We start from the raw sequence: 17927 nt of genomic DNA, 5'->3' as shown, positions 1-17927 counted from the left end.
CTGTCAATCGAATAAGATAAAAACGCGACACAGACAGGCCTGCCCGCCAGGAGGGCAAGAAAAAACCGGCCCATGGGGGGCCGGCCGGATTGCGCTGGAGCGGGAAACGGGATTTGAACCCGCGACTTCAACCTTGGCAAGGTTGCACTCTACCACTGAGTTATTCCCGCGCATTGTGTCTCGGGAAAGGGGCCGACCCAAAGGTCGGCCCCATATGATCTGGAGCGGGAAACGGGATTTGAACCCGCGACTTCAACCTTGGCAAGGTTGCACTCTACCACTGAGTTATTCCCGCGATGTGGAGGCGACATCCGGATTTGAACCGGAGAATGGAGGTTTTGCAGACCTCTGCCTTACCACTTGGCTATGTCGCCTCTTCTGGAGCGGGAAACGGGATTTGAACCCGCGACTTCAACCTTGGCAAGGTTGCACTCTACCACTGAGTTATTCCCGCTCGCAAAAGCGAAACCCTGTTTACCCACGACCCCCTGAGGTGTCAAGCCCATTTTTCCATTTCTCCCGCAAATATGGAGTACATGAACACCCCGATTTTTTTCGACTAATGGAGGGGCTTTACTTTTGGGACGATTTTGGTATACCTACGCGCTTTAATTCGTTGATTTCGGATCAATGGAACCCCACAACCGACTCGTTGCCCAGTCAGGGGAGACGTATGGACGCGAAAGATCTCCAGTACTTCAAAGATGTTCTTAGCGGTATGCTTGATGACATCCTGCGCAAGAGCGAGGAAACCATCGAGGACATGACCGAATCGGGCGAAGTCTACGCCGATCCGGCCGACCGCGCCACCGCGGAGTCGGACAGGGCCTTCACCCTGCGTCTGCGCGACCGCGAGCGCAAGCTGATCAAGAAGATACAGAAAGCCATCAACCGCATTGACGATGGCGACTTCGGCGTCTGCGTCGAGTGCGGGGAGGATATTTCCATCCCGCGCCTCAAAGCCCGGCCCATGACCACGCTTTGCATCAATTGCAAAAGCAAACAGGAAGAGGACGAAGCCGTCCGGGGCGACTAGCCGACCCTTGGCGGCGCTCGCGAGATTTCGCCTGCGCCCGGTGAGTCCTCCGGTAATTCGATGGAAGCCAATTTCTTCCGCTTCCTTGCCGCCGACTTGGGCCAGTTGCTCCAAGGACGGCGCATCGACAAGGTCTTTGCCCCGGCTCCTGACGTCTGGACGCTGAAATTTCAAAACGCGGGCGAGCCGCTGCATCTGATTTTCAGACCGGCCAAAACGGCCGGTCTGCTTTTTCTCTCGCCGATCAAACCGCAAAACCCCCAGGATGCCCCCGCTCAGGCCATGTGGTTCCGCAAACGGCTGCGCAACCGCAAGGTCATCGGCTGGACGGCTGACTGGCCCGCACTGCGGCTGGCCCTCGCGCTGACACCGCGCCACGAACCTCCCGGCGGCAACTACCTAGTGTTTGATCTGCGCGAAGGCATGACCCTGACCGATCGCCTGGACAACGGCTTTGGTACCCTCCCGGAATGGCCCGCCATTGAGGATGCCCTTGACGATCCCGACATCTGGCGCCGTTCGCCGCAGATTTCGCCTGCCCTGCGCAAGGCGCTGGCGGCCATTCCTCCGGCAGAGGCCCACCGGCTATACCTCGCCGTGGCATCCGGCGAGGAGCCCAGCTTCCACCTTCCGCCCGGATCCGGCGGAATACCCCTTGTCTGGGCCTCCGGCAAAAACGACCAATGCTTCGCCTCGGCTCTGGAGGCAGCCAACGCTTTTGGTCAACGAACTCTCTTCCCCCAACTTGAGTTGGAAGCCGAGCGTCCCGAGCAGCTGCAATTGCGAAGGGAGCGCAAGAAGATCATGCGCAACCTGGGAAGGCTGGGCCAGGAGGAAACGCGGCTTCGAGCCCTGGCCAACGAAAAAACCATGGCTGAAGCGCTCCAGGCCGAACTTTACCGCCTCAAGGATGCCCCGACGACGGAGGAGGTCATCGTCAACCACCCGGAGCTTGGTCCGGTCACGGTGCCCCTCAATCCGCATCTCTCGCCAACGGACAACATGGTTCTCTATTTCAAGCGCGCAGCCAAGGCCGAGCGGGGATTTCCCCATATCCTCAGACGCCGCGCCGAACTGATGGATCAACTCGACCGCCTGGACCGCGGGGAGTTGCCCACAGCCCCCCGGCCCGACGAATCCGCCATTCCCCTGCCGACCTCCTCTGCTCCGCCACCCAAGCGCTACCGGGGGCTGGCTGTCTCAGTCTTCCGTTCCAGCGACGGCTTCACCCTGGTGCGCGGCAAGAACAAACGCGCCAACCACGAGATGCTCGGCCGAGCCGCCAGTCCTTTTGACTATTGGTTTCATCTGGCGGACGGCCCAAGCTCCCATGTCATCCTCAAGCGCGACCATCCAGCGCAGGAAGTGCCCGAGCAGACCCTGACAGAGGCTGCCCGACTCTGCGCCATCAAGAGCCACAGCCGCAGTAACGGCAAGGCCGAGGTCATGTACGCCCTGGTAAAAGACGTGCGCAAGGTCAAAGGCCTGGCTCACGGCCAGGTTCTGGTGGATAAACGGCTGGGCACCCTGCGCGTGGAGCTCGACCCGGACATTGATGCAACCCTTTCACAATGAATAAGGCGCGGTTTCCCGCGCCTGAAATCACCCTCGGCCTGTCGGGCCTCCTGCTGAGCCACCCGGCTATACCATGCGGCTAAGCGGTGTGTGGCCGAGCATACCCAGAGCCAGCTGTTTCTCCTCGTTGAGACGGCTGACCACGCTTCGGCGTACCCTGTCCGTGGACGAGCCGAACTGCCCCTTGCGGGTATCATAGACGCCTTCAATGAGTCTTTCATTGAACCCTTCCTCCGACGCAGAAGCCACGAACCGATCGATAACCTTGCCGAATATCCGGGCAGCCCCCGTGGGGCCGTGCTGCACGGCCGTGCTCCACAGTACCTCGCGCAAGGCCGAAGGGGCGTTATCGAAGTCAAGCCCGGTCTGGTCGAGGATCATGGCCCGGGCGGGCGTGTACGTTTGCTCGGTGATAAAGTCGTGCTGCAACCGGCCAAACCGCTCCGGGTCCTCTGCCGCAATGGCCTTCCAGACCTCGGGCATGGCCCCCTTGGTGGAGCCGGTATCCGCCTCGCCCGCCTCACGCAGCCGCCCGGCCCAGGACGGATCGCGCTCGGCAAGATAGGTCAAAAAACTGTCCATGGTCCCCGGCTTGGAGGCTATCTGATAGGTTCCATACGAAGTGCCTCCCACCCGGTCGTAGCCGATGGCCTCCACTCCGGCCCCACCGGACTCGAAACGGGCCGAGAGGGTTCCCACCTGGGCAGTGGCCGATGCCTGACGAGCCGGACCTTCTGGATCCACCCTGGCACCGCCCTCCTGCGCCGGCTCGCGCAGCACCGCGCCGTTCCGTGGAGAAAATCCGGCCTCGTCGCGCATGAGTCGGTTGATGGTGGACAACGCATCGAACATCAGGGCGTCATTAACTATGGAAGCATCCATCCCAATGCCGCCGGAGTCCTGTCCGTAGCCTCCCTGCTCCCCAAAAAGGGTCCGCGCCATACGCATCTGCGTTTCAAAGGCGGCCTGCATGGCTCCCTCGCGCCGACCGCTCGGTCCCGCGCCTTCGCCTACCGGCTGCCTGTCGGTCTGCCCATTGGTCAACAGACGAGCGAGGGTGTCATACTCCGCTGTGGGGCTCATGGTCATGACAATCTCCAGAAGTCAAATTTTTGGCAAGTATCCATGTCTCCGCCACCACCAAAGCAAGGAGTGTGCCTTGTTGGACAAGATACTGGAATGCAAGGACAAGGATCAGGAGAGAGAATCGGCGGAAAACGGTTTGATCAGGCGGCTGTCCTGCTCAAGGAACTCGATGAGCCGCCTATGTCCGGCCGGAAAGGCATAATCATGTAGCCGCTCCGGAGATACAAATCCGCCCGCCACCGCCTCGTTGAAGACCGGCTGCGGCTCACGGGGCCCGACATACCGGCACAGGTAGCAATGCATGGTCACCCGGTATCGTGTATAGGCGTAGGTTATCACAGTAAGTTTTTCGAGCGGTTCCACTGCAAGCTCCACCTCCTCGCGGAACTCGCGCACAAGAGCCTGCCTCGGGGTTTCCCCCTGCTCCACGCACCCGCCGGGAAATTCCCACAACCCCGGCCAGACATCATCAGGCCGCCGTTTCTGAATAAGCACCCTGCCCTGGTGGAGAAGAACCCCGGAGGCCATCTCGATGCGCAGGACATCCCTGCGGGGTCTGATCACAGGCCGCGATTCGGCCACTCCGGCGGCCCGAGCCAGGCAGTGAGAGGCCACAGGACACTGTGTACATCCCGGACGCCGGGAACAAACCAAGGCGCCAAGTTCCATGAGAGCCTGATTGAAATCGCCAGGATTCCCGGCAGGGATGAGGGAGCGCACGGCCTGCTCCACGGTCCGTCTGACCGGGGCCTCGCTCACTGGCGAGTCCAGGTCGAGCAGACGGGCGAAGACGCGCAGCACATTGGCGTCCACCGCCGGTTCGGGCAGACCAAAGGCGATGCTGGCAACCGCTCCGGCGGTGTAGGGACCAACCCCTGGCAACGCCCTGATGACTGCGGGATCGGAAGGAAAGACACCCCCGTGCTCGCGAACCAGGATGGCCGCGCTACGCTGGATATTGCGGGCTCGGGAGTAGTAGCCGAGCCCCTCCCAGGATTTCAGCACATCCTCCTCTTTGGCACGGGCCAGGGTGATGAGATCGGGAAAACGATCCATCCAGCGCGTGAAGTAACTCACAACACGGTCCATCTGGGTCTGCTGGGCCATGATCTCGGAAATCCAGATGGCATAGGGCGAAGGGTCGCGCCGCCAGGGCAGATCGCGACCGTTGACACGGTACCAGTCGAGCAGATGCGTGGTGAAAAGTTTCCCGTCCATGACGGGCAAGGTCTACCCGCCCCGGGCCTGATTGGCAACTGCCTCCGCAGCCCTGGCCGCAGCCTCCTGGTCACCAAGGTAGTACCGATTGATGGCCTTGAGGCCGTCATCCAGTTCGTAGACCAGGGGCAGGCCTGTGGGGATGTTCAGCTTGGTGATGGCCTCATCGTCCATGGCATCGAGATATTTGACCAGGCCGCGCAGGGAATTGCCGTGGGCCACGATGATCACCCGCTGCCCGGCGCGAATCTGCGGAGCCACGATGTCAAACCAGTAGGGCATGGTCCGGGCGATGGTCTGTTCAAGACTCTCACAGCGCGGCACTTGGGCCGAAGAAATCGATGCGTAGCGCCGATCCCGGCCAGGATGGCGTTCGTCGTCCAGATCAAGGGGGGGCGGGGGCATGTCATAACTGCGTCGCCAGACAAAGACCTGTTCATCCCCATACCGTGCGGCGGTCTCTGCCTTGTTCAGCCCCTGAAGCGCCCCGTAATGCCGCTCGTTCAACCGCCAAGTCTTGAACACCGGCAACCACATCAGGTCAAGCTCCTCCTGAAGCAGCCACAGGGTACGGATGGCCCGACGCAACAACGAGGTATGCGCAACATCAAAATCAAAACCACCCTCACGCAGCAGACGGGCGCCCTCAACAGCCTCTCGTACGCCCTGGGCCGTCAGGTCCACATCGGTCCAGCCGGTGAATCGGTTTTCCAGATTCCATTCGCTTTGCCCGTGCCGAACCAAAACGAGTTTGTGCATACCACCTCCGTTTGCTGAACATCATGGCATGCTTTCATTGTTACCCGCAAATCGCGGCGAATGGAAGGAGGGTGGACGAAGAATCAGTAGCGACGCGGAGCGCTCTGGCGCATCTCCTCGTCAAGCTGTTCGAATAGCTCCCGCTTGCGCTTCTCGAAAGTGAAGGCGCTCTTGATGGCTGCCAAAGCCAGGCATAGGATGCTTAAGATGATGATCAGCCCCTTGGTGAACTCCCAACGCTGGCTGCGGATGACATCGAGAATCCAGTTTCCCTGCACATCACGCGCAAAATAGAGCAGTCCGGGAATGGATACCAGCGCAAGCCCGAGCCCAACAAGCTCGAACCAGATGAAGTTGCGGCCGAGCATGAGCACAAAAAGGGTGCCGTCGCGAATGATGCGCAGCGTCACCAACCGCCCCTGCAAGGCGTCGATGCGTTCCTCAATCTCGTCGAGGAACCGGAGGGACTTGCGAAAATTGTCGGCGTCCTTGAGGGGCTGGGTCTTGATCCAGTTGATCTTGTCCACGCAGAAGTTGAAATCCCTGTTGAACTCCAGCAACAGCTTGGGAAAGGGGAACCAGGCCGCCTCCTTCTGAATGGTCCTGACCCGGTCAGCCTGGTATTCGATGTTGGCTGTGATCCTCTTGACCTCCCGTTTGACCTCATCGTCCAGCCCGGCAGTAAATTTTTCCGCCCCCCGGATCAAAAGCCGGTAAGCCACGAAGTTGGTGGTGGCACCGAGCTTGCGCAACCTGTCCAACTCCTCGCTGGCCGTCTCGAAAAAGGGATGACTCTCGTCGAACCGCTTGCCGATGTCCTCGGTCAGCCGGGTGACGACATCGCGGGTCTCCGCAGCCTGCTTCTCCGCCTCGCTCCACCATTCCCACAGAGAACTCATGAGCTGGACACGTCCGCGATCCAGTTCAGGGTCCACAAGAATGCGGTTGAAGACAAATGGATCACGGCCGATAAGATCCGAAAACATATCCATGGCCTGGCCGGTGAACCCCATCTTGACCATGCAAACGGCCTGCCGGTAGACTGGATCAATCCAGGTGGGAGAAAAGCTGCTGGCGTGCCGGTAGGCGTTGATGGCATCCTTGAGGTTCCCCTGCACCTCCAGCAACCGGGCCTGGAGATAGGCGAAATACCCCTGCTGCAGCGGGGTGTAGCTCATCCGCTCCGCTTCCTGCCAGTGGAAGAATGCCTGATCAAGATCGCCTCCCTCCATACTCCAGAACCCCAACAACGAATGAGGCTGATAACTGCGCGGAAATTTGAGCTGCGCCTGCTTGATCAATTCCTCGGTGCGCTCCCGTTCATTGTCCACCAGTCCTTGCAGGGCATCCCAGACAAACTCGCCTTCTTGCGGGGCCAACTGCTTGAGCCCCTCCCCCCAGTCCTTGCCGCGGGTACGCCAGACCAGCTTGAGGGTTCTGATCTGTGCCGGGCAGTTGATCTCGTACACGGCCCTGGCCATCAGACTCTCAAGGGTGTTTTTGGCATGAACCACATCTTGCATGGTCCGAGCAAACTCCTTGCCCTGGACCATGGAGTCGATGCCTGCAAATCCCTTTGTAAACTCTTTTACATCGGTCTTGGCGAGCAGATGCCAGACCTGTGGCTGGGGCGTGGCCAGATGCTTGGTCGGACACTGCGCCGCAGAATGGTTCTTCTGGCCGCAGTAGAAGCATTCCTCCCCGTCCGCCGCGGTAAAGGCGACAGGTAAGACCACCTGCATGGTACCGTGTCCGAACTTTTCTCCGCCTTCGCGCAGAGTGATGGTGCACCAGGAGTCAAGAGAGACGGCATCGGTACCGTATCGGGCCTCGTTCAAGCGAAACCACTCTGAGAGCAGGAGGCCATCCATGAAGCGAACATGGGGAAAATCTGGAGCCAGACGATTCCAGTCAAGCCCCACCCGCTTGGGCAGATCGCCGGAAAACTGCAGGTTGCCCTGGGCCACGGCTGCCATGACCACGGGCCAATACTGCTTGTCCGGGTCATCCTTGACGGACTTGATCAGGGTCAGAATCTCGCCGCAAAACGATCGCAGCAGGCGGAAGTTGTCAAGGGGGAAGAAGATGAACCCATCCTTGACATCCATGATGTAACGCAGCCCGAGCCGCTTGAGCAGCTCGACGATTTCGGCGGAGAAATCACGCCAGCCGAGGATGCTGTCCTTGTCCGACATCCGCCCAAGTGGCTTGATGACAAAGAACCATTTGCGCACTGTCTCATAGTCGAGCCCCTGGTCGGCATGCAGACCTAGCCACTCCACCGGAGCCAGCCCCTCGGCAAGACCGGCCAATGGAGTGGAAAGACCCGGTAGAGAGTTCACACGCTCCTTGAGCTTGGGATGAATGAGCACCTCAAAATCATCGGGCACACGGCATTCCTGCCTATCCAGCTCCACGGACAGCGACACGGAAAATTCCATGTCGTAGCCCATCAGCAGCGTCAGCGGCACTATCTGCAAGAAGACAGGAACCGGATTGACCTTGGCCCAGATCTGGAGCCGGGCCAGGGCGCGGAAAATCTCATTGGTATTGCAGAACCACAGAGCCTGATCGCTCTCCCGGGCCACGACAAGCGCACCATACTCGCGCAAGGTGTTCTCCACCGCATTGTGCAGGGTGCCCTTCCAGGCTACCCATACGCCCACACCCGAGGCCACCAGACGCGACTGACTGATCTCCGGCAGGTCATCTATGAGTTTTGCGATGGACGGCACTGTCTTCCTCTTTGTTCGCACTGCGTCGGACGTGACCGACGCGAACGGTCGATCACGGGTTCAAGGGAACTTCTTGCCCGTCGCGGGCCATGCAAAACAGAGTCCAAGCCTGCTTTGCATCCTCTTCTTTTCCTCTTTTTTCACACCCTTGCGCGTAGATGGCAACTTTTCTCCCCAACTCGGCCAGGGCAGCTTCCCGCTGTCGGGCGTCAAGTTTCCCGCTTTGCAGAATCTTGAGCAGCGCCCGGATGCGATACCAATCGGCACAAGTCACGCTGTTGGAAAGCTGGTCCGGCCTGCCGCCATGTTTGATGGTCAGTGGCTCGGCCACCAGTCCCACAGGATAACTCAGGCAAGCGCGCAGCCACATGTCGTAATCCTCGCAGGAAGGCATGGTCTCGTCAAAGGGGCCGATACCCTGCCAAACCTCCCGAGTGAACATGGTGCACGACGGACTGATCAGACACATGTACAGCGACTTTTCGAAAAACCATCCCTCCGGCTTGGCGTACTTGGCCTTCTGATTCACACGCCGCCCGTTGCGCACCCATATTTCATCTGTCTGGCAGATTTCGTAGCCGTGCCTTTCCATGTAGGCCAATTGCCGCTCAAGCTTGCGAGGCAACCATTGATCATCGGAATCGAGCAGCGCCACCACGGGGCCGGAGCTGGCCGCTATGCCCGCATTGCGAGCGGCCGAAACGCCCCGGTTTTCCTGGCGCAGCCGGATCAGGCGCGGATCATCGTAACGGTCCAGCACCCTCCCGGTCCGGTCAGTGGAGCCATCGTCAATGACGATCAGTTCCCAATGCCGCCAACTCTGGGCAAACACCGAGTCCAGGGCCGCGCCGATGAAGTCGGCCCTGTTGTAAGTGGGGAGAATGATGGAAACGAGCGCATCCTTCATGGGTATTGGCCCTTGCTTTCGTGGTCGCGAACTGACATGGTGGCAATCGACAACTCTCGATCGGTGGAATCAATGAAAATATTTCAAATCGTCAACGTGCGCTGGTTCAACGCCACGGCATGGTACGCCCTAACCTTAAGCCGTCTGTTGGCCGATGCCGGACACCAGGTAACAGTGTTGACCCAAGGCGGCACCAAGCCTGACGAAGTGGCCAGAGACATGGGACTGACCACCGTACCCGTTGATCTCAACACCAACAACCCCCTGCGCTTCGCCGACGCCACAAGACACATCACCCGCCTGCTCAAGGAGTACCGCCCGGACATCGTCAACTGTCACCGAGGCGAAGGATTCTTCCTCTGGGGAGCGCTCAAGCTGCTGGGTTTCCAATTCAAACTGGTGCGAACCCGGGGCGACCAGCGGCCACCCCGCAGCGATTTCCTCAATCGGTTCATTCATGCCAGCGTCGCCGACGCCGTAGTGGTCACCAATCGACGCATGGCAGATTTCTTCCTGCAGACAATGCGCACCCCAGCCCAAGGGCTCTGGCTCATCCACGGCGGGGTGGACACTGCCCGCTTCGCCTTCGACCCGACCGGACGCGACCGGGTCCGCACCGAATTCGGGTTTGAACCCCACCATACGGTGGTCGGACTGGTGGGCCGTTTCGACCGGGTCAAGGGCCACAAGGAGACCATCGAGGCCGTCTCCAGGCTGCGCGATGCAGGACACGCCGATGTCCGCCTGTTCCTCATCGGATTCGACACAGCCATGACCAGCGGCCAGATTCAAGCCACCATAGATGCTCACGGCCTTGGCGACATCGCCCGCATCAGCGGCAAGCGCCAGGACATTGCCGCCTGCATATCGGCCCTGGACATCGGTGTGGTCGCCTCGCTCTGGTCCGAGGCCATCGCTCGAGCCGGACTGGAAATAATGGCCGTTGAGCGGCCCTTGGTCTCCACCAACGTCGGCGTCATGCCGGACCTGACCGCCCCGCCCATGCTCGTGGAGCCCGGCGATCCGACGGGGCTGGCCGACACCCTGTCCAGCCTGATCAGGAACGCCTCCCTGCGCACCGAGGTGCTTGAGGCGCAAAAACGGACCATGTCACAGCTGACATTGGACGAATTTCTCAAACGCAGCCTCAACCTCTACAGCAGCCTCATCGACAACCACTAATTTCCGAAAAATTCTGCCGTCTTCCGAAGCTTGTCGGCCACGGCCATGATGGTCAGGGCGTAACTCTCGGAGTGGTTGTATCGGTAGATGACCTTAAGCTGCGCCTCTCGGTCGAGGCCATCACGCCACCCGTGCCGCTTGATGAAATAGGCCATGCTGTAAAGGGCGTCGGTCATATCAAAAAGATCAACCCTGCCGTCGCCATTGCCGTCGCGGCCGTAAGCCACGGCGCTGGAGGGAATGAACTGGCACAAGCCGATGGCCCCGTACATGGAGCTTGGCATGGTCAGCGGGTCCAGCCCGTTTGTATCGGCATAGGCGATGAGCGACTTCAGCTCAACATACGCCCAGTTGCCCTTCTGCTCCGTTCGTCCGGCCAACCACGCTTCGTTCTCGGGCGAAAGGTCCGTGCGGCCGAGATGGGAACGGATCAGGGCAAAGTCACGTGCCAGAGCCATATTGGCCAGGATGGTCACGGCCTTGTACTTGCCCGTCTGCGTTCCCAGCCGGGTTTCCACAAGCATCAGCGCGGTCAGCACCTCTCCCGGAACACCGTAGCGCTCTTCAATCTTTCGAAACAACTCGTCGTGCTCACGCTGAAAGGCATAGGCTCCGGCCAGCAGGATGGGGTTGAGATATCGGTCCATGACTTTGGGCCCGGGGGCTGGCCCGGGTTTGCGCACTGCAAGACGCGCTTCAAGCAGGGCACGCATTTTCCTGGCCATTATCTCCGGTGAAAAAGCCAGATCGTCGCCCGCAAAAAGCGCTTCGACCCTGGCGCGGTCCAGCCCGTCTGACACCAGACGCTCTTTGAGCGGCTCCCAGGAAGGATCGGCGGCCAATAACGGCCCAACCCAAAACGCGAAAAAGAAAACGGCGGCCAACGAAATACCATTGGCCGCCAGTTTCATGCGCCTTTTCAGGCCGAACTCAGATCCTGTCCATGGGAACAAACCCCATCTCCTCCTCAAAGTCGTCATCCATCTCGGGCGCGTATCGTTGAAGGGTATACGCCGCGCCGCAGAAGGGACAGCGAAGGATCACCTCAAGGCAACCCCTGTGGGCCTGAAGCTCCAGTCCGCACTTCTCGCAAACCATGCCCCGAGCCTGCCACATCCTGTTGGAGCGGCCGAACATCACGGCTACTGCTCCATGTTCAGGCCGGGATTTTTCTCACCCATGGCGACATACAGAGTGGAGATGGCGGTCCCGTAGTCGGCCAGGGCCTGGGAGAGCTGGGCCTCGCTGGTGGTCAGCCGGGCCTGGGCGTTGAGTACGTCGGTATTGGTACCGACCTGCGCCTGATACCGGGCCACTGCCATCCGATATGCCTCCTCGGCAGCTTCCACCGACTTCTGGGCCACGGAAATGCGATCGGCGGCCTCGTTGATGTTGAGGAGGGATTGCTTGACCTCGAAGCCCGCGTTGAGCCGGGTGTCCTCAAGCTGGGCCTGCACCTGCTTCACGGTCTCCTCGGACTGTTTGTAGTCGTAATAGTCTGCACCCCACTCGAACAGGGACATAGTGGCCCCAACGCCCACGGACCAGTACTCCTTGGAGGAATAGGAGTAGGAATTGCTCCGGCTCAGGCCCGCGTCAACTCCCTTGTTGTAATATTTCCAGTCGGCATCCACCTGGGGATAGAAACTGCTGGCCGCAATGGTGGAGTCCTTTTCGGCGATCTCCACGCTTTTCTGGCCGATGAGCAGATCGGGCCGAGACGCGTAGGCGCGGTTCAGGCATTCCTGCAGGGTCAGGTTGAAAGGGATGTGCTCAAGCTCGCCCACATAGTCCACATCCACCTCAAGGGGAATGTTCAGGAGCGTGTTGAGCTGTGCCTGCTGGGTGGAAACATTGTTGCGGGCGATCAGTAGCTCCTGCCTGGCAGTGGCCAGATCGACCTCGGCGTCGAGAACCTCGGACCGGGGCTTGAGCCCCACTTCGTAAAAGGCGTTGATGACCGTGAGCTGGGATTCGAGCCGGGCCACGGAATCCTCACCGCTCTTGACATCCATCCGCGCTTTGAGCAGCGAAAGGAAATTGGACTGCACATTGGAGATGAGGGAGAGCTCCACATTATCCAGGGACGCCGCGTTGGATTCTTCTGTCAGCTTGGACTTCTGCCAGGTGGCGAGCAGATTGAACCCTTTGAAGATGGGCTGGTTGACGTTGACACTGGCGACCCAGTCGTTGTGCTTGCCCGAGGCTGTCTGCTCGCGGCCGTAGTAGGTGTAGCCGTATCCGGCTCCAACCGAGGGCAGGAACTTGCCAAAGGATGAACGGGTTCCGAATTGCGAACCCTTGAGCTGCGCCCTGATGGCGGTCATGCTCGGGTTGAGAGCCAGGGCGCGTTTGACGGCGCGTTCAAGGTCAAAAGCCCCGGAAAAATTCTCCGCAGCAGCCTGGGAGTCCGCCCCTGGTGCAGGGTCGGCATCCACAGCCATCGCCGGAGAGCACAGAGCCGTCAGAACCAAGGCCATAATCAATGACCGGACAAGTTGCATAGTGACATTCCTGCTGTGATTTGGTGTTTCTGTTGAATCAGCAACAATCCATTCCGATATAGTTATCAAGTCTTCCTGAGCCCTGCAACCACAAAAACGATGGATTTACTTGTGCAAAGCCGCGCAATCCGAGGGATCGCCCTGGAGCTTTTCCAGGGTGTGACGCAGGGTCGGCAGAAGCGGCTCCAGGCACTCGGAAACGGCCTTGGGACTGCCGGGCATGTTGATGATGAGGGCTTGGCCCAACATTCCGGCCACCGCTCGAGAGATTGCCCCGTGGGGCGTCTTGGTCAGGCTTGCCGAGGTCATGACCCGCTCGAATCCGGGCAATCTTTTCTCAATCACGGCCAAAGTGGCCTCGGGCGTCACATCGCGGGGGCCGACACCAGTTCCCCCGGTGGTCAGGATCAGGTCAAACCCCTGGACAAGGGCCAGATCGACCATGAGTCCCTTGAGCAACCCGGCATCGTCAGGGATGACGAACCCCTGGGTCAGAGCCAAATCAAGCTGGTCGGCCACCAGGGTTCCCAGCAACGGCCCGGACTCGTCAACGCGTTTGCCCGCTGCCCCCTTGTCGCTCAGGGTAATCCAGGCCAGGGCATATCCTGCCCTTTCGACGGTCAGGGCCATCGTGCCCGCTGGAGCATCGCCCTCTGCCCGCAACAAATACAGCGGACTGGAGGCCAACTCGGCCCCGGCGGGCAACCAGCCGACCGAGATCACCCGCAGGGTCGCGCCATCGCCCCGGAGCCGGTCCCCGGTGCGCAGGCCGACCAACGGAGATGAGCTGGTGGCCCAGCCGTCCGGTGCGCCATCCCCGGCCAGGCAAAGGTGAATATATTGGCCCGAAGCCAGAGGGGCGGCAATACGCAGGGTGACGGATCGTTCGGACATGGTGGCTCCTTGTGGCAATCAGGCGAGCAGAACGGCGAGCACCCCTGCCACCAAAACCCCGCCAAAAGTCCCTGCCCCGCCGACGGAAACCAATGGCGTGGCGACACGGTTGCGGATGCGCGGGGTCAGGAGCGGCGCCACATTGCCGCCCAGGATGGTGCCCATGGTCCCGGCCACATAGGCGGCCAAGGGCCGGATGGGCTCAGGCACGAAGAAATACACTGAAAGAAAGGTCATCAGCGCTGGCATGAACAGGGGGATGCGCAGCCCGGTCAGGGGATGGGGCCGTGCGATGGCGTAGCAGCCGCCAGCCACCACAACCAGGGCGAATCCGATCCACGCCCAACCCTCAACGGCAGCGCCCTGGGCAGTGCCCAGCAAAAAGGTCATACTGAGAAGCAGCGGAAGGAGGCAACCGCCCACATTGACGGCGAAAACCTGCTTCTTCAACTCGTTGGCGGGCTCCTCGTCCAGGCAGGAGGCCCGGCCGGTTCTGTCCAGGGCACAGGTCACGACCCTGGGGCGACGCACCATGACAAGCCGCTGGCTGGTGAAGACCGGAATGTTAACGGTCCGGCCCACCACAATGGCCATGAACATGAGCACCCCCTGAAAGGTGGTCAGCCCCAGGCGGGAAAACGCCTCGGCCACTATGCTCGCGGGCAGGAAGACCAGGAGGAAGAACAGTGCGGCCAGGAAAAGCAGGGCTCCCAGGATGCCGCCGGAAAACTGAAAATATGGTGTATTCATGACGATCGATTCGGACGGGCCTGTCCCGGGTTGATTTTTGAACTCTCCCGGACCTATAGTGCATGCGTCCGTGCAAAGGGGCTTACCCCAACTCCCGTGCGAAGTAAATCAAAGGACCAGAGAGGCATTCATGAAAGGCATCATCCTGGCCGGAGGCTCCGGCACCCGGCTGCACCCGCTGACCCGCGTGGTCAGCAAGCAACTGCTCCCGGTCTATGACAAGCCCATGATCTATTACCCACTTTCCACCTTGATGCTGGCCGGAATCAGGGACATCCTCATCATTTCGACGCCCCACGACCTGCCCCGCTTCAGCGAACTGCTGGGCGACGGCTCCCAGCTCGGCCTCGCCCTGACGTACCGCGAACAGCCAAGCCCGGACGGACTGGCTCAGGCGTTTCTCATCGGCGAGGACTTCATCGGCGACGACAGCGTCTGTCTGGTACTTGGAGACAACATTTTCTACGGCCATGGCCTGGGCTCGATTCTCAAGCAGGCGGGCTCCCTGAACCGGGGGGGCATCGTTTTCGCGTATCTGGTCAAGGACCCCGAGCGCTACGGCGTGGTGGAATTCGACGCCGCCTACCGCGCCCTGTCCATTGAGGAGAAGCCGGCCAGGCCAAAGTCCAAGTATGCGGTCACGGGCCTTTATTTCTACGACAACGATGTCATATCCATTGCCAAAAACCTCAGCCCTTCGGCGCGGGGCGAACTGGAGATCACGGACATCAACAAGGCATACCTCGTACGAGGCGACCTGGAGGTCCAGACCCTGGGCCGGGGCTACGCATGGCTCGACATGGGCACCCATGAATCGCTCCACGGCGCGGCCAGCTTCGTGCGCGCTGTGCAGGAGCGGCAGGGCTACGTCATCTCGAGCCCGGAGGAGATCGCCTACCGCATGGGGTTCATAGACGCGGACCAGCTGCATCGGCTGGCTTGCGCCATGAGCAAGAACAGCTACGGCCAGTATCTGCTCGATGTGGTTCTCGAGGGCCGGAACGCCTCCTGCGACACGCAGGGAACCTGATCACTCCGTCCTTTGAAAAAACAGATGACGCAGACAGTCCAAACGCAGGGGCCGCGTCCCATCCGGACGCGGCCCCTGGCGAAAAATCCCTCACACGGCGCAATGCCGCCTGACATGCCTAGTGATGATCCTCGTCCATGGCTTCCTTGACGCGGATAATGCCGATAGTCAGGATCCATGCGAGATAAATGAAAATCAGGGACACACCGACAAAACCGGCACCCGTGCTGTGCGCCATCCCGGAAAGCAGCTCGCCAATCATGTTCTTCCTCCTCGGTCAACCCGTCTGTGGCTTGAAAAGCTCTCTTTTCTTTGTCTCTTCATGCGAGAAATGTCAACCCCTTCCGGGGAAAAACACGCCCTGACCCATCACCTGAATCCGGCACGGGCCTTGCCAACTCCCCCTCTTTTGCATACTGTCTGACGGCGATTGCGCTTTACGTCAACACAATGGTGAATCATGGGCTTTCTCGATTTTTTCACGTCCCTCTTCTCCCGCCGGGCCAAGCCCAAGGCCAAGGGCGGGAAAAAAAATGCGAGCAAGGCGAAAGCCACGGCCCGGCCTGCTCCCAGGACCACAAGGTCACAGAGTGCAAGCGATGAGTCTATTGATCTGCAAGTAACCAAGACCAAAGAGAAGAAGCGCAAAAAGGCGGCAAAAGTCTCGGCCGCTCCCATTGATGAAAAGGCTCTGGGTTTCAGCATCTCCCTGAAAACCGAAGATGCACAATCCAAAAAACGCGAAGCCCTGCGCATCCGGGTGGACAACCTCTATGTTCACGTCTCCCGACTCAACAAGCGATACCCTGTCACCGACATCAGCGCCACCGGCCTCGGCTTTGCCTTCGAAAAGCCGCGCATCAAGGCCGGAGTAGATCTGGTCGTGGCCATCATCCTTGACGGCAAGGTGATGGCCAAGGACGTTCAATGCAAGGTCAGGCGCCATGACCGGGGCTCGGTGGGCTGCGCCTTTGTGGACCTCGACCGCGCACAGGACGACGCGGTCCACGCCATCGTCCTGCGCGGCCAGAAGGAACAGGCGGCAAGAAAAGCCGCCCAGAGGGACCGCGATTTCAAGCCCCCTGCGTGATAACCGCCTTCACCCCTCCATCTTCCGCTTCAACTCCGCGATGAACGCTTCAAGATCGTTGGGCTCCCCCGGTTTGTGGTCTTCAGGATACAACAACGCAGTCATGAAAAAGACGCTGCCGATACGCAACGCCGTGCTGGCGCTGGTGGAGAATTGTTCGAGCCGACGGGCCACCTGAACACCCTCCTCGCCATCCAACTGCCGGGTATACTTGGCGGCGTCGGCGCTGAGACTGGCGAGCAGCTCGGCTTTTTCTTCGGCCTTGGCCTGAAAGGCCAGCTGCCCTTGGGCGGCCAGGACGGCCTCGCCTTGGCGCTCCAGCTCCCGCACCTGGGCGGCCCGTTCTTCAAGGAATGTTATAAACCTCTCAACATCTTGTTTTTGCATAATGTCTCCTGTTTGACTCCAGTGTAGCGACCAGACCATGAGATGACAAGGCGGGAATGCCCACGGTCTGGCACAAACCTGAAATTCCCTTTACATCGACCCCGATTGATCATACCTCAGTGGCTCTGAAAGAACGGCCACACAGGGAGGAAAACCCATTGAGCATCTTATCCGCCAGCCTCGGGCTGACACGCTACCGGGTCATGGAGGACGTGCCTTCGGAACTGCTCCGCCAGGTGCCGGAGAAACTGCGCCAGTTCTGCTTCGTGGACATCGACGCCACGGCGGAAGAGCGCTCCTTCGGCTGGACCAGCATCGACGACATGCTGGATGTCAACTGGACGCAATCACCGCCTGAAAAGGCGGACTACTTCGCCTTTGCCCTGCGGCTCGACACCCGCCGCATCCCACCGGCCGTGCTCAAGAAACACACCACCATTGCCCTCAACAAAGAGCTGGAACACAACAAGGAGCAGGGCAAGAACTTCGTCTCGCGTGACCGCAAGCGCGAGATCAAGGAGCAGGTCACCCTGCGGCTTCGCGCACGGACTTTCCCCATTCCGGCAGTTTTCGATATTATCTGGAACCTGACCGCCAACCGCCTCCTGCTGGCCACCACCAACGCCAAGGTCCGCGCCCTATTCGAGGACTATTTCGCCCTGACATTCGATCTGCACCTTGAGCCATTGACCCCGTTTTTCATGGCCATGGACATCCTCGGCGAGGACGCGGCCCCAAAGCTCGAACACCTCGAACCCACCATCTTCGCATAAG

General features: G+C 60.1%; 18 protein-coding genes and 4 tRNA genes. 6 read left to right on the top strand and 16 right to left on the bottom strand.

Annotated elements, in window-relative coordinates; all coding sequences use genetic code 11:
- Positions 1–95: 95 nt before the first annotated feature.
- The 4 genes from GKC30_RS05095 to GKC30_RS05080 form a co-directional block, all read right to left on the bottom strand.
- Positions 96–170: transfer RNA gene (locus GKC30_RS05095), tRNA-Gly, on the bottom strand.
- Positions 171–220: 50 nt separating this feature from the next.
- Positions 221–295, bottom strand: a tRNA-Gly gene (locus tag GKC30_RS05090).
- 4 nt (positions 296–299) lie between these two features.
- Positions 300–374 (bottom strand) — tRNA-Cys (locus tag GKC30_RS05085).
- A 5-nt stretch (positions 375–379) separates the two neighbouring features.
- Positions 380–454: transfer RNA gene (locus tag GKC30_RS05080), tRNA-Gly, on the bottom strand.
- 219 nt (positions 455–673) lie between these two features.
- On the opposite strand from GKC30_RS05080, the gene dksA reads away from it, so the two are divergent.
- Both dksA and GKC30_RS05070 read left to right on the top strand, forming a co-directional pair.
- Positions 674–1036, top strand: a complete 363-nt coding sequence (gene dksA, locus GKC30_RS05075) for an RNA polymerase-binding protein DksA (protein ID WP_196772815.1) — start codon at positions 674–676, stop codon at positions 1034–1036.
- 60 nt (positions 1037–1096) lie between these two features.
- Positions 1097–2611 carry an NFACT RNA binding domain-containing protein gene (locus GKC30_RS05070; RefSeq protein WP_155932707.1) on the top strand — a complete coding sequence of 505 codons (1515 nt, stop codon included), beginning with the start codon at positions 1097–1099 and terminating at the stop codon, positions 2609–2611.
- A 66-nt stretch (positions 2612–2677) separates the two neighbouring features.
- Here GKC30_RS05070 and GKC30_RS05065 read toward each other — a convergent pair whose 3' ends face one another.
- The 5 genes from GKC30_RS05065 to GKC30_RS05045 all read right to left on the bottom strand — a co-directional run bounded on the left by GKC30_RS05065 (position 2678) and on the right by GKC30_RS05045 (position 9316).
- Complete coding sequence (locus tag GKC30_RS05065; RefSeq protein WP_231117044.1) at positions 2678–3694, bottom strand: VgrG-related protein; 1017 nt, start codon at positions 3692–3694, stop codon at positions 2678–2680.
- Positions 3695–3805: 111 nt separating this feature from the next.
- Positions 3806–4915 carry an A/G-specific adenine glycosylase gene (mutY, locus tag GKC30_RS05060; RefSeq protein WP_155932703.1) on the bottom strand — a complete coding sequence of 370 codons (1110 nt, stop codon included), beginning with the start codon at positions 4913–4915 and terminating at the stop codon, positions 3806–3808.
- A 12-nt stretch (positions 4916–4927) separates the two neighbouring features.
- Positions 4928–5674: a 2,3-diphosphoglycerate-dependent phosphoglycerate mutase gene (gene gpmA, locus GKC30_RS05055; RefSeq protein ID WP_155932701.1), complete on the bottom strand. Its 747-nt coding sequence runs from the start codon at positions 5672–5674 to the stop codon at positions 4928–4930.
- Positions 5675–5757: 83 nt separating this feature from the next.
- Positions 5758–8409: a tetratricopeptide repeat protein gene (locus GKC30_RS05050; protein WP_367613982.1), complete on the bottom strand. Its 2652-nt coding sequence runs from the start codon at positions 8407–8409 to the stop codon at positions 5758–5760.
- 52 nt (positions 8410–8461) lie between these two features.
- Complete coding sequence (locus tag GKC30_RS05045) at positions 8462–9316, bottom strand: glycosyltransferase family 2 protein (protein WP_155932699.1); 855 nt, start codon at positions 9314–9316, stop codon at positions 8462–8464.
- 72 nt (positions 9317–9388) lie between these two features.
- Between GKC30_RS05045 and GKC30_RS05040 the strand changes: the two genes are divergently transcribed.
- Positions 9389–10498 (top strand): glycosyltransferase family 4 protein, encoded by a 1110-nt coding sequence (locus tag GKC30_RS05040; RefSeq protein ID WP_155932697.1) that lies wholly within the window; start codon positions 9389–9391, stop codon positions 10496–10498.
- On the opposite strand, the gene GKC30_RS05035 is transcribed toward GKC30_RS05040, so the two are convergent.
- The 5 genes from GKC30_RS05035 to GKC30_RS05015 form a co-directional block, all read right to left on the bottom strand.
- Entirely contained in the window at positions 10495–11409 is a 915-nt protein-coding gene (locus tag GKC30_RS05035; RefSeq protein ID WP_231117043.1) for a lytic murein transglycosylase, read from the bottom strand. The two genes, GKC30_RS05040 and GKC30_RS05035, sit on opposite strands and share 4 nt — an antisense overlap.
- A 19-nt stretch (positions 11410–11428) precedes the next feature.
- Complete coding sequence (locus GKC30_RS05030) at positions 11429–11635, bottom strand: dual CXXC motif small (seleno)protein (protein WP_155932884.1); 207 nt, start codon at positions 11633–11635, stop codon at positions 11429–11431.
- A 5-nt stretch (positions 11636–11640) separates the two neighbouring features.
- A complete protein-coding gene (locus GKC30_RS05025) occupies positions 11641–12942 on the bottom strand; it encodes a TolC family protein (protein ID WP_231117042.1) in 1302 nt (433 codons plus the stop codon).
- 165 nt (positions 12943–13107) lie between these two features.
- Positions 13108–13896, bottom strand: a complete 789-nt coding sequence (locus GKC30_RS05020; RefSeq protein ID WP_155932691.1) for a MogA/MoaB family molybdenum cofactor biosynthesis protein — start codon at positions 13894–13896, stop codon at positions 13108–13110.
- 18 nt (positions 13897–13914) lie between these two features.
- Positions 13915–14646 (bottom strand): DUF1614 domain-containing protein, encoded by a 732-nt coding sequence (locus tag GKC30_RS05015; RefSeq protein ID WP_155932689.1) that lies wholly within the window; start codon positions 14644–14646, stop codon positions 13915–13917.
- Between the two features lie 130 nt (positions 14647–14776).
- On the opposite strand from GKC30_RS05015, the gene rfbA reads away from it, so the two are divergent.
- Positions 14777–15676, top strand: coding sequence for a glucose-1-phosphate thymidylyltransferase RfbA (rfbA, locus tag GKC30_RS05010; protein WP_155932687.1), 900 nt, complete (start codon positions 14777–14779; stop codon positions 15674–15676).
- Between the two features lie 118 nt (positions 15677–15794).
- On the opposite strand, the gene GKC30_RS14875 is transcribed toward rfbA, so the two are convergent.
- Positions 15795–15938, bottom strand: coding sequence for a hypothetical protein (locus tag GKC30_RS14875; RefSeq protein WP_196772814.1), 144 nt, complete (start codon positions 15936–15938; stop codon positions 15795–15797).
- Positions 15939–16136: 198 nt separating this feature from the next.
- Here GKC30_RS14875 and GKC30_RS05005 point away from each other — a divergent pair, with 198 nt between their 5' ends.
- Positions 16137–16766, top strand: a complete 630-nt coding sequence (locus GKC30_RS05005; RefSeq protein WP_155932685.1) for a PilZ domain-containing protein — start codon at positions 16137–16139, stop codon at positions 16764–16766.
- Positions 16767–16775: 9 nt separating this feature from the next.
- Here GKC30_RS05005 and GKC30_RS05000 read toward each other — a convergent pair whose 3' ends face one another.
- Positions 16776–17153 (bottom strand): hypothetical protein, encoded by a 378-nt coding sequence (locus GKC30_RS05000; protein WP_155932683.1) that lies wholly within the window; start codon positions 17151–17153, stop codon positions 16776–16778.
- Between the two features lie 158 nt (positions 17154–17311).
- On the opposite strand from GKC30_RS05000, the gene rdgC reads away from it, so the two are divergent.
- Entirely contained in the window at positions 17312–17926 is a 615-nt protein-coding gene (rdgC, locus tag GKC30_RS04995; RefSeq protein WP_155932682.1) for a recombination-associated protein RdgC, read from the top strand.
- Position 17927: the final 1 nt, after the last annotated feature.

Source organism: Pseudodesulfovibrio alkaliphilus (genome assembly GCF_009729555.1).
Lineage (GTDB): Bacteria > Desulfobacterota > Desulfovibrionia > Desulfovibrionales > Desulfovibrionaceae > Pseudodesulfovibrio > Pseudodesulfovibrio alkaliphilus.
Note: the sequence above shows the minus strand (reverse complement) of the source record. Positions and strands in the feature narration are given on the sequence as shown.

Coding starts and splice junctions, on each gene's coding strand:
- GKC30_RS05030 (WP_155932884.1), bottom strand. CDS start 11,635: ATGTTCGGCCGCTCCAACAGGATGTGGCAGGCTCGGGGCATGGTTTGC.
- rfbA (WP_155932687.1), top strand. CDS start 14,777: ATGAAAGGCATCATCCTGGCCGGAGGCTCCGGCACCCGGCTGCACCCG.
- dksA (WP_196772815.1), top strand. CDS start 674: ATGGACGCGAAAGATCTCCAGTACTTCAAAGATGTTCTTAGCGGTATG.
- GKC30_RS05005 (WP_155932685.1), top strand. CDS start 16,137: ATGGGCTTTCTCGATTTTTTCACGTCCCTCTTCTCCCGCCGGGCCAAG.
- GKC30_RS05000 (WP_155932683.1), bottom strand. CDS start 17,153: ATGCAAAAACAAGATGTTGAGAGGTTTATAACATTCCTTGAAGAACGG.
- gpmA (WP_155932701.1), bottom strand. CDS start 5,674: ATGCACAAACTCGTTTTGGTTCGGCACGGGCAAAGCGAATGGAATCTG.
- GKC30_RS14875 (WP_196772814.1), bottom strand. CDS start 15,938: ATGATTGGCGAGCTGCTTTCCGGGATGGCGCACAGCACGGGTGCCGGT.
- GKC30_RS05045 (WP_155932699.1), bottom strand. CDS start 9,316: ATGAAGGATGCGCTCGTTTCCATCATTCTCCCCACTTACAACAGGGCC.
- mutY (WP_155932703.1), bottom strand. CDS start 4,915: ATGGACGGGAAACTTTTCACCACGCATCTGCTCGACTGGTACCGTGTC.
- GKC30_RS05040 (WP_155932697.1), top strand. CDS start 9,389: ATGAAAATATTTCAAATCGTCAACGTGCGCTGGTTCAACGCCACGGCA.
- GKC30_RS05065 (WP_231117044.1), bottom strand. CDS start 3,694: ATGAGCCCCACAGCGGAGTATGACACCCTCGCTCGTCTGTTGACCAAT.
- GKC30_RS05035 (WP_231117043.1), bottom strand. CDS start 11,409: ATGAAACTGGCGGCCAATGGTATTTCGTTGGCCGCCGTTTTCTTTTTC.
- GKC30_RS05070 (WP_155932707.1), top strand. CDS start 1,097: ATGGAAGCCAATTTCTTCCGCTTCCTTGCCGCCGACTTGGGCCAGTTG.
- GKC30_RS05025 (WP_231117042.1), bottom strand. CDS start 12,942: ATGGCTGTGGATGCCGACCCTGCACCAGGGGCGGACTCCCAGGCTGCT.
- GKC30_RS05020 (WP_155932691.1), bottom strand. CDS start 13,896: ATGTCCGAACGATCCGTCACCCTGCGTATTGCCGCCCCTCTGGCTTCG.
- GKC30_RS05015 (WP_155932689.1), bottom strand. CDS start 14,646: ATGAATACACCATATTTTCAGTTTTCCGGCGGCATCCTGGGAGCCCTG.